At 68.5% G+C, this 12,988-nt stretch carries 17 protein-coding genes; 8 read left to right on the forward strand and 9 right to left on the reverse strand.

The features are described 5' to 3' along the window. Positions 1-94: 94 nt before the first annotated feature. From rpl7ae to ndk, 4 genes are read left to right on the forward strand one after another with little or no spacing between them, the layout of a single operon-like run. Positions 95-457, forward strand: a complete 363-nt coding sequence (gene rpl7ae / locus EPY72_RS09575) for a 50S ribosomal protein L7Ae (protein ID WP_134669945.1) — start codon at positions 95-97, stop codon at positions 455-457. Positions 458-469: 12 nt separating this feature from the next. Next, complete coding sequence (locus tag EPY72_RS09580; protein WP_134669946.1) at positions 470-694, forward strand: 30S ribosomal protein S28e; 225 nt, start codon at positions 470-472, stop codon at positions 692-694. 2 nt (positions 695-696) lie between these two features. Beyond that, positions 697-891, forward strand: a complete 195-nt coding sequence (locus tag EPY72_RS09585; RefSeq protein WP_134669948.1) for a 50S ribosomal protein L24e — start codon at positions 697-699, stop codon at positions 889-891. Next, the gene (gene ndk / locus EPY72_RS09590; RefSeq protein ID WP_135806279.1) at positions 888-1,352 is read left to right on the forward strand and encodes a nucleoside-diphosphate kinase; all 465 of its coding nucleotides are present in this window, start codon (positions 888-890) and stop codon (positions 1,350-1,352) included. The genes EPY72_RS09585 and ndk overlap by 4 nt, the downstream gene beginning before the upstream one ends. Before the next feature lie 78 nt (positions 1,353-1,430). Here the strand turns inward: ndk and EPY72_RS09595 are convergent, their stop codons facing one another. Continuing rightward, positions 1,431-1,616 (reverse strand): hypothetical protein, encoded by a 186-nt coding sequence (locus EPY72_RS09595; protein WP_135806280.1) that lies wholly within the window; start codon positions 1,614-1,616, stop codon positions 1,431-1,433. A 276-nt stretch (positions 1,617-1,892) separates the two neighbouring features. Here EPY72_RS09595 and EPY72_RS09600 point away from each other — a divergent pair, with 276 nt between their 5' ends. Together EPY72_RS09600 and EPY72_RS09605 are read left to right on the forward strand one after the other, a co-directional pair. Continuing rightward, entirely contained in the window at positions 1,893-4,268 is a 2,376-nt protein-coding gene (locus EPY72_RS09600) for a penicillin acylase family protein (protein WP_135806281.1), read from the forward strand. Next, entirely contained in the window at positions 4,265-4,606 is a 342-nt protein-coding gene (locus tag EPY72_RS09605) for a hypothetical protein (RefSeq protein ID WP_134669953.1), read from the forward strand. The genes EPY72_RS09600 and EPY72_RS09605 overlap by 4 nt, the downstream gene beginning before the upstream one ends. A gap of 145 nt (positions 4,607-4,751) precedes the next feature. Here EPY72_RS09605 and EPY72_RS09610 read toward each other — a convergent pair whose 3' ends face one another. The 8 genes from EPY72_RS09610 to EPY72_RS09645 all read right to left on the reverse strand — a co-directional run bounded on the left by EPY72_RS09610 (position 4,752) and on the right by EPY72_RS09645 (position 10,917). Then, on the reverse strand, positions 4,752-5,813 hold the full coding sequence (locus EPY72_RS09610) for a methionine synthase (RefSeq protein ID WP_135806282.1): 1,062 nt from the start codon (positions 5,811-5,813) through the stop codon (positions 4,752-4,754). After that, complete coding sequence (locus tag EPY72_RS09615; protein WP_135806283.1) at positions 5,810-6,817, reverse strand: 5-methyltetrahydropteroyltriglutamate--homocysteine methyltransferase; 1,008 nt, start codon at positions 6,815-6,817, stop codon at positions 5,810-5,812. The genes EPY72_RS09610 and EPY72_RS09615 overlap by 4 nt, the downstream gene beginning before the upstream one ends. Before the next feature lie 106 nt (positions 6,818-6,923). Beyond that, positions 6,924-7,499: a HemK2/MTQ2 family protein methyltransferase gene (locus EPY72_RS09620; protein ID WP_135806284.1), complete on the reverse strand. Its 576-nt coding sequence runs from the start codon at positions 7,497-7,499 to the stop codon at positions 6,924-6,926. Further along, on the reverse strand, positions 7,496-8,674 hold the full coding sequence (locus EPY72_RS09625) for a mechanosensitive ion channel family protein (protein WP_244605555.1): 1,179 nt from the start codon (positions 8,672-8,674) through the stop codon (positions 7,496-7,498). Before EPY72_RS09625 ends, EPY72_RS09620 begins: the two co-directional genes overlap by 4 nt. Further along, complete coding sequence (locus EPY72_RS09630) at positions 8,671-9,594, reverse strand: 16S ribosomal RNA methyltransferase A (protein ID WP_134669961.1); 924 nt, start codon at positions 9,592-9,594, stop codon at positions 8,671-8,673. The genes EPY72_RS09625 and EPY72_RS09630 overlap by 4 nt, the downstream gene beginning before the upstream one ends. 60 nt (positions 9,595-9,654) lie before the next feature. Next, positions 9,655-10,224 (reverse strand): DUF655 domain-containing protein, encoded by a 570-nt coding sequence (locus tag EPY72_RS09635; RefSeq protein ID WP_134669963.1) that lies wholly within the window; start codon positions 10,222-10,224, stop codon positions 9,655-9,657. A gap of 44 nt (positions 10,225-10,268) precedes the next feature. Then, complete coding sequence (locus EPY72_RS09640; RefSeq protein ID WP_134669964.1) at positions 10,269-10,625, reverse strand: RNA polymerase Rpb4 family protein; 357 nt, start codon at positions 10,623-10,625, stop codon at positions 10,269-10,271. Position 10,626: 1 nt separating this feature from the next. Then, positions 10,627-10,917 (reverse strand): 50S ribosomal protein L21e, encoded by a 291-nt coding sequence (locus EPY72_RS09645; protein ID WP_135806285.1) that lies wholly within the window; start codon positions 10,915-10,917, stop codon positions 10,627-10,629. Positions 10,918-11,107: 190 nt separating this feature from the next. Between EPY72_RS09645 and EPY72_RS09650 the strand changes: the two genes are divergently transcribed. Together EPY72_RS09650 and EPY72_RS09655 are read left to right on the forward strand one after the other, a co-directional pair. Further along, positions 11,108-12,271 carry a cystathionine gamma-synthase gene (locus EPY72_RS09650; RefSeq protein WP_134669968.1) on the forward strand — a complete coding sequence of 388 codons (1,164 nt, stop codon included), beginning with the start codon at positions 11,108-11,110 and terminating at the stop codon, positions 12,269-12,271. Between the two features lie 85 nt (positions 12,272-12,356). Further along, on the forward strand, positions 12,357-12,986 hold the full coding sequence (locus tag EPY72_RS09655) for a VOC family protein (RefSeq protein ID WP_134669970.1): 630 nt from the start codon (positions 12,357-12,359) through the stop codon (positions 12,984-12,986). Positions 12,987-12,988 lie beyond the last annotated feature (2 nt).

A 12,988-nucleotide genomic window follows, 5' to 3' on the forward strand; every position in this document is an offset into this window, starting at 1 on the left:
GTCGTACAACCTGCGCGCGGTTGATGATGCTCCTAGCCGCACAGGACCACTCCGGCAGGGGAGCCTGAGCCGACGTGCAGGAGGTGAACAACCAATGCCAGTGTACGTAAACTTCGACGTCCCAGCCGACCTTCAGGACCGCGCCGTCGAGGCGCTCGAGGTCGCCCGAGACACAGGTAGCGTCAAGAAAGGAACCAACGAGACGACCAAGGCGATCGAGCGCGGCAACGCCGAGCTCGTCTACGTCGCCGAAGACGTCCAGCCCGAGGAGATCGTCATGCACCTCCCGGAGCTCGCCGACGAGAAGGGGATCCCCTTCGTCTTCGTCGAGACCCAGGACGACATCGGTCACGCCGCCGGGCTGGAAGTCGGCAGCGCCGCCGCGGCCGTCGTGGACGCGGGCGAGGCCGACGACGACGTGGAGGACATCGCCGGCAAGGTCGAGGAACTTCGGTAAGGTGGTTGAGTCATGAGTGCAGAGGAAGCTGAAGAAGGCTCCACGCCCGCCGAAGTGATCGAGATCGTCGGCAAGACGGGGATGCACGGCGAGGCCATGCAGGTCAAGTGCCGCATCCGCGAGGGCGAGAACCAGGGCCGCATCATCACGCGGAACTGCCTCGGCCCCGTCCGGGAGGGCGACGTGCTCCAGCTGCGCGAGACCGCCCGCGAAGCCGACTCCATCGGAGGCCAATAACGATGCCCCAGACCAGAGAGTGTGACTTTTGCGGGTCGGACATCGAGCCCGGCACCGGGACGATGTTCGTCCGCACGGACGGCACCACGATCCACTACTGCTCCGCGAAGTGCGAAAAGAACGCCGACCTCGGCCGCGAGCCCCGCGATCTGGAGTGGACCGAGGACGGCGGCGGCGCGGGACGCACCGAACAATGAGCGAGACCGAGCGCACCTTCGTGATGGTCAAGCCCGACGGCGTCCAGCGCGGCCTGATCGGCGAGATCGTCTCGCGCTTCGAGGACCGCGGCCTGAAGCTCGTCGCCGGGAAGTTCATGCAGATCGACGAGGAGATGGCCCACGAACACTACGGCGAACACGAGGGCAAGCCCTTCTTCGAGGGGCTCGTCGACTTCATCACGTCCGGCCCCGTCTTCGCCATGGTATGGGAGGGCCAGGACGCGACCCGACAGGTCCGCACCATGATGGGCGAGACCGACCCCGCCGAGTCCGCCCCCGGCACGATCCGGGGCGACTTCGGGCTCGACCTCGGTCGGAACGTCATCCACGGCTCGGACCACGAGGACCCGGGCGCCAACGAGCGCGAGATCGAGCTGTTCTTCGACGACGACGAACTGGTCGACTACGAGCGCGTCGACGAGACGTGGCTCTACGAGTAGCGTAGCGTTCGGTTCTCCGATTTCGTTTTTCGCGGCCGCCGACTTCGACACCGACAGGACACCCGCCGAGGCGACGTCTCAGCCCTCGAACGGGCGCTCGTCGACCCGGACGCTGTCGACGATGACGTCGCCGTCGGGGCGCTCGACGTCGGGCAGTTCGTCGGCCCGGACCGCGAGCCGGCGCGAGCAGTCGACGCTGACGATCCGGCGGTCGCGCCGGGGCCCAACCAGCGGGCGCTCGGCCTCGACTTCGGCCTCGTACACCCGGAAGGGGTAGGCGATCGCGCCGCCCCTCCCAGACGTAGTAGGCGATCAGCACGACGAAGAAGACGGCGTACGGTCCGACGACGCCGAGTCAATCGAGCGTTCCCATTGCGGTCATTACCGGTGAAAACGTGGTCGGACGTCGTATGTTTCTGTTTCGGTCCGGTCGAACGAACCCGAGGGCGCGGGGTCGAGCCGTCGCGGTGGACGATTCAACATGGAACAACCCACGCGCGGTGGAACAGACGTTTTATGCGCAGTGTGCGAGATGTTCGTATGGACACCAATACCACGCGGCGAGCGCTACTGGCCGCCGTCGTCGGGGGCGCGGCCGCCGCCGGGTCGCTGGCGCCCGTGCGGGGGTATCTCGACCGGTTCGCGCCGTTCACCGGCCGGGCGTGGGGCGACGCGACCGACCCGACTGACCGACGCGTCGAGAGCCCTTACGGGGCGGCCGACGTCCGGTACGACGAGTACGGCACCCCGCACGTCTCGGCCGACCGAGAGCGTGCGCTGTACTTTGCGGTCGGCTACGTGCAGGCCGCCGACCGGCTCTTTCAGATGGACCTCCAGCGGCGGGTGATGACCGGTCGGCTCTCGGAGGTGGTGGGCGAGGCCACCGTCGACTCCGACGAGTTCCACGTCCGGATGGACTTCGCCGGCGGCGCGGAGGCGAACCTCGAACTGCTGGAGGGCACCGAGACGGGCCGGGCCGTCGAGGCGTACGCGGAGGGGGTGAACGCCCACATCGAACGCGAGTCGCTCCCCGTCGAGTTCGGACTGCTCGACTACGAGCCCGATCCGTGGTCGCCCGCCGACACGATGCTCATGGAGTCTCAGATCGCCTGGTCGCTGACCGGGAGCTTCCGGACGCTCGAACGCGAACTGATCGCGTCCGAGCTGGGCCCCGAGGCGGTCGCGGAGCTGTATCCCGCCCGCCTCGACCACGACGCGCCCATCATCCGCGACGGTACCGGGGGCGACCGCCTCGCGGGCCGACCCGTCGAGCCGCGGGGAGAGTTCGCGGACGCCGACCTCCTCCGGTGGCTCTCGTCGTTCGAGAGCCCCCGGGGCGTGGGGTCGAACAGCTGGGTCGTCTCGGGCGAGTTCACCGCGAGCGGTCGGCCGCTGGTCGCCAACGACCCCCACCTCGCGCTCTCGGCGCCGCCGGTGTGGTACGAGATGGACCTCCGGACCGACGACCTCGACGTCCGCGGGGTCACCTTCCCGGGTGTCCCGTTCGTCGTCATCGGCGAGAACGACGCCGGCGCGTGGGGGTTCACCAACTCCGGCGCCGACGTGATCGACTTCTACACCTACGAGACCGACGACGCGGGCGAGCGCTACCGGTATCGGGGCGAGTGGCGCGAGTTCGAGACCGACGAGCAGACCATCCGAGTCGCCGACGGCCCGGACCGGACGGTCACGGTTCGGAAGACGGTCCACGGCCCGGTAATCGAACGCGAGGGCCGAGAAGTGGGGGTCGCGTGGACCGGCCACACCGCGACCGCCACCTCGCGGGCGATCCGAGGATACAACCGGTCGGACGGGATCGAGGAGTTCCTCGCGGCCACCCGTCGGATGGACCTGCCGACCCAGAACGTGGTCTACGCCGACCGCGAGGGCAACAGCCTCTACTACGTCACCGGCCGGATCCCGCGCCGGACCATCGACGGCGAGCAAGTCCGGGGCACTCGCGTGTTCGACGGGTCGGCCGGGGAGGCCGAGTGGGAGGGGTTCGAGCCGTTCGGCGTCTCCTCGTGGGAAGGGTTCGTCCCGTTCGAGGAAAAGCCCCACGTCGTCGATCCCGACTACCTCGGCACCGCCAACCAGCGCATCGCCGACGACCCGGACCACTACATCGGCGAGGCGTACAGCAGTCCGTACCGGGGCCAGCGCCTCTACGAACTGCTCGACCGGCGGGCCGCGAGCGACGAGCCGATGGACGCCGAGTTCATGCGCCGGATCCAACGCGACACCTACTCGAAGCGGGCCGAACAGGTGGTCGGCGACCTCGTCGCGGCCGTCGAGGGCCGCGAGGGGCTCGAAGCCCCGGTCGGGACGCTCCGGGACTGGGACTGCCGGATGGACCGCGATTCGCGGGGCGCGCTCGTGTTCTCGCGGTGGTTCGACCGCTTCCGCGAGGAGGCGTTCGCCGACGCGTTCGAACGGGCGGGTCTCGGCGAGCGCTACTACCCGAACGACTGGGTGCTTGCGACCCTCCCGGCCGACAGCCGGTGGTTCGGCGAGGGCGGCCGCGAGGCGGCGATGGTCCGGGCACTCCGGGCCGCCGTCGCCGACCTCGACGACGGGGCGACCTACGGCGACCACAACACCACCGCCGCGATCACCCACCCGTTCGACCAGTCGTTCCTGAACTACCCCGCCTACGCCACCGACGGGTCGGCGTACACGCTGAACAACTTCCGAGCCGAGTCGGCGGTCGGGAGTAGCTGGCGGATGGTCTGTCCGATAGCGAGGGACGCCGAGTCGGTGTGTATCCTCCCGGGCGGCAACTCGGGCGACTACTTCTCCGAGCACTACGACGACCAGCTCCGGCTGTGGGCCGACGGCGAGTACAAACCGATGGGCCGGGACCCCGGCGGCGAGGTCGACGTCCGGTTCGACCCGAGCGAGGGGGAGAACCGATGAGCGTGGCCCGCGCGTGGTTGACCGAGATCCGGACGAACCGCCGCGAGCGGTGGTTCGCGCTGGCGGCGGCCGCGGTCATCGCGGTCGGCGCGGCCCAGATCCACTGGTACGGCTTTCTCGTCGGGGGCGCGCTCGTCGGGGCGGTCTCGAAGACCCTCTCGCGGGCGGTGGCCGCCGGGCTCGGCGTCGGGCTCCTCTCGTGGGGCGTCTTCGCGGCGACGGTGGCCGCCAACGGCGCGTTCTCTCAGTACGCGGCGACCGGGCAGGCGTTCGGGCTCAGCGTCGCGATCCCGGTGGTCGCGGCCGGCATCGGATCGCTGGTCCGAGGAGTGGTCTGAGCGGGTCACTGGTCGGGGAAGCCCTCCGTAGGTTCAAGTGCGAAACCGGCACCAAGACTGGTCGTGCTCTGAGTCCGGCCGGGGCGTCCCAGCCGGAGCGCGGCGCGCGAGGGCCCGGACCTCGCGAGCGCGCCGCCTGTCGGCCCTAATCGTCGGCGGTCACGGCCGACCGCTCGACGTCAATCTCGCCGGCGTCGAGCTCTCGCTCGACCTCGCGGGCGGCCAGAACCAGATTCTCCATCTTCTCGTAGGCCACCTCCCGCGGCAGGAGCTTCAGCCCGCAGTCGGGGCTGACGGTGAGCTGTTCGGCCGGGACGACTTCGAGGCCCTTCTGGATGTTAGCCTTGATCTCGGGCACCGTCTCGACGTCCGCGACGTGGGCGTCGACGACGCCGAGCGCGAGGTCCGCGGTGAACTCGGGGTCTTTGAACACGTCGAGCTGTTCGTAGTCGCCGTTCGCGAGTTCGAGGTCGAACTCGTCGACCGGGAACTCGAGGATCTCGGGGTAGATTCGGGAGTAGTCGCCGTAACAGACGTGGAGCCCGATGCGCACGTCGTCGGGGATGCCCGCCGCGATGCGCTCTAAGCACTCGCCGACGATGGCGTGGTCGCCGGGGGTGGTCGCGAGCGCGGGCTCGTCGATCTGGACGTACCGGGCACCCGCCTCGACGAGCTTCTCGACTTCCGTGTTGACCAGATCCGCGAGGTCGTGGGCGAGCGACTCGGTGTCGTCGTAGGCCTCGTTGAAGCTCCAGTTCGCCAGCGTGTACGGCCCCGTGATCGGGACCTTGACGGGGCGGTCGGTGACGCCGGCGGTGAACTCGTACTCGTCGACCAGCCACGTCTCGTCGTACTCGACGTCCGAGACGACCGACGGCTTGTCGAAGGTGTTGTGGCCCCACACCTTGACCGGCCCGTTGAACTCGTAGCCGTCGATGCGGTGGGCGAAGTACTCCACCATCTCGTTGCGCCGCATCTCGCCGTCGACCACGGCGTCGAGGCCCGCTCGGACGTGCTCGTCGGTGATGAGCCGCGAGGCGTCGTCTTTGGCCTCCTGCCACGCCGCCTCGTCGAAGTCAGCCGACTCGTCCTCGTAGAGGTCGCGGGCGCGGTCGACCCACTTGGGCTTGGGGTACGAGCCGACGACGGTCGTCAGCAGGAAGTGGTCGTTCGGGTGGTCGTCGTGCCGGAACTGCTCGCGGGTCATGCTTTCACCTCCGCGACCTCGGTCGCCTCGCCGAGCGCGGCGAGTTTCTCCCGGAACGTCGAGTACGGCAGGTAGAACAGTTCGGTGTTGGTCGTCAGGTAGATCGTCTCGAAGTCGGCGGCGGGCGTGTTCGATTCGAGCCAGTCGGCCCGCTCGGCGATCTGTTCGGCGTCCTCTACGAGCGTGTTCTGGCCGTCGACGAACCCGGCCGCGATCGAGTCTTTCGTGCCGTACTCGTTGATGTTGTAGAGGTTGTCCTCGTGGTTCGCGACGAAATCGTATCCCACGGCGTCGAACTCGGCGTCGAGGAGGTGGGCGTGTACCTTCTCCTCCAGTGCGCCCCAGTAGGTGTGGACGATCACGTCGGTGCCGTCGGGCGCCGCGGTCGTCACCGCGTCGATGGCGGCGCTCGCGCGCTCGCTTTCCTCGTCGCTCGGCGGGTTCTCGACCAGCGAGGGTTCGAGGACGAACAGGGTCTCGATCTCGGGGAACGCCGCGACCTCGCTGGCGAGGAACTCGCCGACGGCCGCGAGGAACTCGGCGTCGTCGCCGTAGTGTTCGTCGGTCGCGAGGTCCGCCAGCGAGTACGGGCCGGGGACGACCGCCTGCAGTGAGTCGGCGTCGGCGAACGCGGTCGCGGCCTCCAGTTCGGCCGCGATGTCGCCGTCGAAGCCGAGTTCACCGGCGACCGCCGGGTCCCGATAGAAGTTGTTGTTGTCGTAGTACCGCACGATGCCCCGGGTCTCGACGTTGTCGTGGACCGCCAGCGGGTGGGCGAGCATGTCGTCCCACCGGAGTTGCCCCTCGACGATCCGATCGAGGCCCGCGTCTCGCTGGTGGTCGATCACTTCCTCGCGAGCACGCTCGTACACCGCGGTCACGTCTTCGCCCTCGTCGCCGTCGACGAGGTCGTGTTTCTGGTGGCCCTTCAGGTCGGCGAGGTCGTCTTTCGCCCAGTCGGGAAGCGGATACACTCCCGGTGTCGTAGCGACGCGCTCTGTCATACTACCCCGTCCTACGGAATGCCGACGCTTAATATTTTCTACTTCGGAAATAACCGAGGTTCATAGGCATACGGTACCTATTCGCAACCGACCCGGGGCGAGCGGCTCACCGCACGAGCTTCAGCGCGGTCAGCGTCTCGAAGGGGAACGAGTCGTCCCGGAGCGCGGCCGCCGAGAACCCCTCCTCGGCCGCGAGTTCGACGACCTCGTCGACGCCCGCGAGACTGCTGACCAGCACGTAGACCGCGCCGCCGGGCGCGAGCACGCGCCCGACCGAAGCCACGAACGGTTCGACCACGTCGAGGCCGTCTTCGCCGCCCGACAGCGCGACTTCCATCCAGTCGTCGCGCTCGTCGGCCGGATCGGTCGGGAGGTACGGCGGATTGAACACCACCGCGTCGAACGCCTCCTCGCGGAACGGCCCGACGAGGTCCGCGCGGACCGCCTCGACGCCCCGATCGCGAGCCTGCGCGCAGGCGTGGGGGTTCAGGTCCGAACCGACGACCCGGGCGCCGGTCTCGGCCGCGATCCGGGCCGCGACGTATCCCGAGCCGGTGCCGACCTCCAGCGCGAGCGACGGCGAGTCGAGGTCCGCGATCGCGGCGTCGGCGAGCAGCCGGGAGTCCTCGGCCGGCTGGTAGACCTCGGTCTCGACGTCCCGGCGGTCGGCGAGGTCGGTCACTCCGGGCTCACCCCGTCGGCGTTCCCACCGGGGTCGTCGCCCCCGCCGTCGGGCGCCGCCTCGGCCACGGCGGCCGACTCACCCGCGACCCGGAACCCGCCCGACTCCTGGCGGCCGGTGAGTTCGCGCTGGGGGAACGGGATCTTGACGCCCTCGCGATCGAAGGCCGCCTTGACCGACTTGACGACGGCGGTGCGGGCGCGCCACCGCCGTCGAGAGCTCGGCTTGTCGATCCAGAACCGGAGCCCCAGAACGACCGCGGAGTCGCCGAACCGCTGGACGACGACCTGCGGGGTCGGCACCGACAGGATCTCGTCGAGTCCCTTCATGGCGTCGGTGGCGAGGGCCGTCGCTCGCTCGACGTCGGCCTCGTAGTCGATCCCCACCTCGACCTCGATCCGGAGCCGGCCCTTCCGGCTCTTGTTGATGATCTTCTCGCCGCTCACGATGTCGTTAGGGATCATCACGTACTCGCCGCTGAACGTCTGGATCCGGGTGTTGACGATGGAGATGTCGGTCACGATCCCCTCCTCCTCGGCGACCTCGACCCAGTCGCCGATCTCGAACGGCCGCGAGAACATCAACACGAACCCCGCGAGCAGCGACCCCAGCGTCTGTCTCGCCGCCATGCCCACGATGATACCGAGGAACCCCGCCCCGACCAGCAGGCCGCTGAGGTCGACGTTCCAGACCGTGCCGATGATGATCGAGCCCGCGCTGAGATACACCGTCAACTGCGCGACCCTGAACACGATCTCGCTCTGGTGTTCGGTGATGGTGTCGTGACCGTCGGTGAACCGGTCGATCGCCCGACCGATGACGCCGCTTGCGACGTATGCGCCCGCCGCCACCGCCAGCGCGACCAGGATCCGCGCGCCGGTGCCGACGAAGTCGCTGACCTGCGTGAGCACCGTCGCGGCGTCGGTCGCGAGCCCCCACAGCACCAACAGCGCGACCGCCGATCCGAAGACGATGGCCGCGATGGTCACTGTCAGGGCGACGTCGGCGACCCGATTGTGAAACCGGTCGTGGAGCCTCGGGCGGAGATACCGCGCCGAGAACACCGCGGTCGCGACGCTGAGCACGATGAGTGCGCTCACCGCGAGGCGGAGTTGGGCCGTGTCGAACTGCCGGAGCTGGTCGGCGATCGCGACCAGATCGACGGCGCCGCTCACATCGAGTCACCCCTGCCGTGCTCGTCGGCGGCGCGGGCCATCGCGGCGAACGTCGCGGGCGCCACCGTACCCGCCCGCTTGCCGAGCACCGAGGGGTCGAGGTCGGTCGCGCCGTCGGCGATGGCGTCGACCACCGCGTCGGCGTCGTCGAGCCCCGAGATGTGGGCGGTGTTCCGGATCGCGTTCCGGAGGGTCTTGCGGCGCTGGGTGAACACCGCCTTCACGAACCCGAGGAAGAACGCCTCGTCGTCGACCGCGTAGTCGGGCTCGCGGGGCGTCGTCCGCACGACCGCGCTCTCGACGTCCGGCGGCGGGGAGAACGCCTCTTTCGGGACGGGCTCGACGACCTCGACGTCGGCGTAGTGCTGGGCCGAGACCGAGAGCCGGCCGTAGTCGTCGGTGCCCGGGTCGGCGGCCATCCGCTCGGCGAACTCCCGCTGGAACATCAACACGAGCGGTCGCCCGCGGGGGAGCAGTCGGAACGCGATCTCGCTGGAGACGCCGTACGGGAGGTTCGAGACGGAGGCGGTGAACTCGGGGAGTTCGACGTCGAGCGCATCGCCCGCCACGACGTCGAGCCGGTCGGCCGCGATCTCGTCGGCGAACTCCTCGCGGAGGAACGCCGCGAGGTCCGGATCGCGCTCGATCGCGGTCACCCTGTCGGCGACCGCGAGCAGTCGGTCGGTCAACGCGCCCGTCCCCGGCCCGATTTCGAGGACGTGCGACAGGTCGACCCCGTCTGAGGACTCGGACGCTCGATCGTCGGAGCCGCGTCGGGCCCCGCTCACCGCGTACTCGGGGAGCCGATCGAGCACCCGGTCGTCGACGAGGAAGTGCTGGTCGCGGTCCGGGTTCCCGCGGACGCCCGCCCGACGGAGCAGGGCGTCCGGGTCTCTGGGCTCGGAATCCGAGATAGTCATTACGACCGGGTAGATACCGGAAAAGGGTAAACCCACCGAGTCGCCACCGGCCCGGCGGCGTTACTGGTCCTCGCGACGAACGAACGTCCGGTACTTCAGGTCCTCTTCTTGGAGCTCTTCGAGGACGCGCTCGACGAGCACCTCCTTCGGGTTGTGGAGCCCCGACACCCGCTCTTCGAGGTCCTCGAAGCTCTCGAAGGGCTTGCGCTTTCGCTCTTCTAAGATGTTGTTGCGGAGTTTCTTCCCGATGCCGGGCAGGAGGTTGAGCTGGTGGAGCCGTAGCGTGATGGGCTGGGCGTCGTTGTAGAAGTCCACGAATCGCCGCTCGTCGGCCTCCACGATCGCTCGGATGGCGTGTTCGAGCTCCTGCTGGGCCGCCCCCGAGAGGTCCTCGTTGTCGATCTCCCGGACGCTCGCCACGTCGTCGGCCGACGCGTCGGCGTCGAACCGGTCGGTGATGGTGAGGTGAACGTCCTCTGCGAGCGTGACTTCGAACAGCCGGAAGTCCTCGACGCCGACCGCGTAGGTCAGCGGCGGCTTCTGGTGTTGTGGCCGATTGTCGTCGGCGCGGCCGTTGGGGAGGTAGTCGAGGACGACTGCCGGCACCTGCTCGTCGTTCCGTTCGCTCATTGATGTCCCGTACGGCGACAGATTACTTAAAGAGTAGGTGGCGCTCAGTCGTACTTCGCGACGACGTTGAGGATCTCGTCGAGCTCGTCGCCCGAGAGGGTGTAGCGCTCCTGGGCGAACACCGCGCGCAGTTCGTCGCGGTCTTTCGGGAGGAGGTCGGCGATCTTGTACGCCGTGGGCTCGTCGATCTTCTCGAGGGCCTCCAGCTCGTCGACGAGCTCCCGGGACTCCTCGGGGTCGAGCACCGCGAACCGGTTGACGTGCTCGATGGCGCGCGCGAGCTCGTAGCGCATCTCGCGGTCCTCGTCGAGCGCGCGCTCGTCTTCGATGTCCGCGAGCAGCTCTTTGGCCTCCGCGGTCGTCAGGTACTCCTCGTCGAGCTTCTCCTTGAAGATGGTCATGCTATTCCTGCGCCTTCAAATGGGCGGGGGTGGCGATGACGGTCTTGTCCTTGCCGCCGTCCGTGATCCGGATCTTGTAGGCTTCGCCCTGCATGCCTTCGATCTCGCCCGTCTTCCCGCCGAATCGCGGGTGGAATCGACCCTTCTCGACGCTGGGGTCGATCTTGAGGTGGACCTTCTGGCCCTCCTCGAACTGCTGGACGGCGCGCTGGGGCGGCGAAGTTCCGCTCTCCCGGGGACTGTTCGAGAGTTTGTCGCGAGTGCTGTGGTAGGGTCCGTTCGAGCTCGGCATAGTCGTACGACCTCTTTGTCCTGTCGGCGTTATAAATGCCGCGTTCCTCGGCTCGGTCGACCGCTCGCACGACTCTGACTGCCGGTCGAGCCGTCCCGGCCGGCGCGCTCGCGGTTGCGGACCGACGAGCGCGCTGGCCCGCGCTGCCGAAAGGACAAGAGTAACCTACGGGCCGTGCGTGGGCCCGAGCATGGACGACGACCAGTTCCGATTCGAGACGCGCTCGATCCACGCGGGCCAAGAGCCCGACGAGGAGACCGGCGCGCTGATGACGCCGATCCACGCCAACTCCACCTACGTTCAGGACGCGCCGGGCGACCACCGCGGCTACGAGTACTCCCGGACTGGCAACCCCACCCGGACGGACCTCGAAGCAAACGTCGCCAGCCTCGAGAACGGCGAGTACGGGCGGGCCTTTTCGAGCGGGATGGGCGCGATCAACACCGTGCTCAACCTCCTCGAAGCCGGCGATCACGTCGTCGCCAGCGAGGACGTCTACGGCGGCACCCACCGCATCTTCACGCAGGTGTACGAGCAGTACGACCTGGAGTTCGACTTCGTGGACATGACCGACCTCGACGAGACCGAGGCCGCGATGCGCGCGGAGACCGAACTGGTCTGGGTCGAGACGCCGACCAACCCCCTGCTCAACGTCGTCGACATCGCGGCCACCGCCGACCTCGCCGACGAGTACGATGCGCTCTCGGTAGTCGACAATACGTTCGCGACGCCGTATCTCCAGCGACCGCTCGATCTGGGCGCCGACGCGGTCACCCACTCGCTCACCAAGTACATGGGCGGCCACTCGGACGTGGTCGGCGGCGCGCTGGTGACCGACGACGAGGACCTCGACGAGCAGTTCGGCTTCTATCAGAACAGCGTCGGCGCGACGCCCGGCCCTCACGAGTGCTTTCTCGTCCTGCGCGGGACCAAGACCCTCCCGGTACGGATGGACCGCCACTGCGACAACGCTCGGGAACTCGCCCGGTGGCTCGCCGACCACGAGGCGGTCGACCGCGTCTACTACCCCGGCCTCGAATCCCACCCGGACCACGAGTTGGCGGCCGAGCAGATGGACGACTTCGGCGGCATGGTCAGCTTCGAGCTCGATGCCTCGCTCGAGGAAACCGCCGACGCCGTCTCGGCGACCGAGGTGTTCACTCTCGCAGAGAGCCTCGGCGGCGTCGAGAGCCTGATCGAACAGCCCGCGACGATGACCCACGCCGCGATCCCCCGCGAGGAGCGGGAGGCCGCGGGGCTCCGCGACGGCCTGATCCGGGCGAGCGTCGGCATCGAGAACGTCGAGGACCTGAAGTCCGACTTCGAGCAGGCGTTCGCGGCCGCGCTGGAGTAGCCCCCGACGTTGGCTCGAACCGGCTCTCAGCCGGTGACACCGGCGTTACCTGACACCTATTTGGATGGGCTTCCTACCGACAGCTATGTCGAACGAACGCAGATCCGCCGACGACTTCGAGATCACGCCCGAGCGACCCGACAGCCCGATCCGGACCACCGGTACCGACCACATCACGCTCATCGGGAGCAACGCCGAGGAGACGATCCACTTCTACCGTGACGTCCTCGGCATGCCGCTGGTGCTCCGCCAGCCGAACCTCGACGACCCCTCCCAGACCCACCTCTTTTTCGACACCGGCGACGGTCGCATCATCACGTTCTTCGTGAAAGGCGACCGCGACTCCCACCGCGGCCCCCAGCGGGCGGGCGTCGGCGCGGTCCACCACCTCTCGTTTAGCATCGCCCCCGAGGAGTTCGTCGAGGTCCGCGAGGCCCTCGACGAGGAGTGGCGCGGCTACAACGAGTTCGACCGGGGCATCTTCCACTCGCTGTACACGCAGGACCACAACGGGCTCGTCATCGAACTGGCGACCGACAAGTACGACATCCCCGACGACCGCCGGGGCGAAGTGCTGGCGACCGCCCAGCGGCTCCGCGAGGAAGACGGCGTCGACTACGCCGAGGAACGCCACCTCGAAGCCGCGCTCGAGGAACTCGGCGTCGACGCCGAGAAGTTCGAGCTCCCCGACGCCCCGACCGGTTCGGGCGTGTAGTT

It is taken from the genome of Halorussus marinus, assembly GCF_004765795.1.
GTDB classification, from domain to species: domain Archaea; phylum Halobacteriota; class Halobacteria; order Halobacteriales; family Haladaptataceae; genus Halorussus; species Halorussus marinus.

Excerpts from the sequence above, each read along its gene's own strand:
- EPY72_RS09585 (WP_134669948.1), top strand. The coding sequence starts at position 697 with ATGCCCCAGACCAGAGAGTGTGACTTTTGCGGGTCGGACATCGAGCCC.
- EPY72_RS09610 (WP_135806282.1), bottom strand. The coding sequence starts at position 5,813 with ATGACCCGCGAGCAGTTCCGGCACGACGACCACCCGAACGACCACTTC.
- EPY72_RS09630 (WP_134669961.1), bottom strand. The coding sequence starts at position 9,594 with ATGACTATCTCGGATTCCGAGCCCAGAGACCCGGACGCCCTGCTCCGT.
- EPY72_RS09645 (WP_135806285.1), bottom strand. The coding sequence starts at position 10,917 with ATGCCGAGCTCGAACGGACCCTACCACAGCACTCGCGACAAACTCTCG.
- EPY72_RS09600 (WP_135806281.1), top strand. The coding sequence starts at position 1,893 with ATGGACACCAATACCACGCGGCGAGCGCTACTGGCCGCCGTCGTCGGG.
- EPY72_RS09605 (WP_134669953.1), top strand. The coding sequence starts at position 4,265 with ATGAGCGTGGCCCGCGCGTGGTTGACCGAGATCCGGACGAACCGCCGC.
- EPY72_RS09635 (WP_134669963.1), bottom strand. The coding sequence starts at position 10,224 with ATGAGCGAACGGAACGACGAGCAGGTGCCGGCAGTCGTCCTCGACTAC.
- EPY72_RS09655 (WP_134669970.1), top strand. The coding sequence starts at position 12,357 with ATGTCGAACGAACGCAGATCCGCCGACGACTTCGAGATCACGCCCGAG.
- EPY72_RS09650 (WP_134669968.1), top strand. The coding sequence starts at position 11,108 with ATGGACGACGACCAGTTCCGATTCGAGACGCGCTCGATCCACGCGGGC.
- EPY72_RS09640 (WP_134669964.1), bottom strand. The coding sequence starts at position 10,625 with ATGACCATCTTCAAGGAGAAGCTCGACGAGGAGTACCTGACGACCGCG.
- EPY72_RS09615 (WP_135806283.1), bottom strand. The coding sequence starts at position 6,817 with ATGACAGAGCGCGTCGCTACGACACCGGGAGTGTATCCGCTTCCCGAC.
- rpl7ae (WP_134669945.1), top strand. The coding sequence starts at position 95 with ATGCCAGTGTACGTAAACTTCGACGTCCCAGCCGACCTTCAGGACCGC.
- EPY72_RS09580 (WP_134669946.1), top strand. The coding sequence starts at position 470 with ATGAGTGCAGAGGAAGCTGAAGAAGGCTCCACGCCCGCCGAAGTGATC.
- ndk (WP_135806279.1), top strand. The coding sequence starts at position 888 with ATGAGCGAGACCGAGCGCACCTTCGTGATGGTCAAGCCCGACGGCGTC.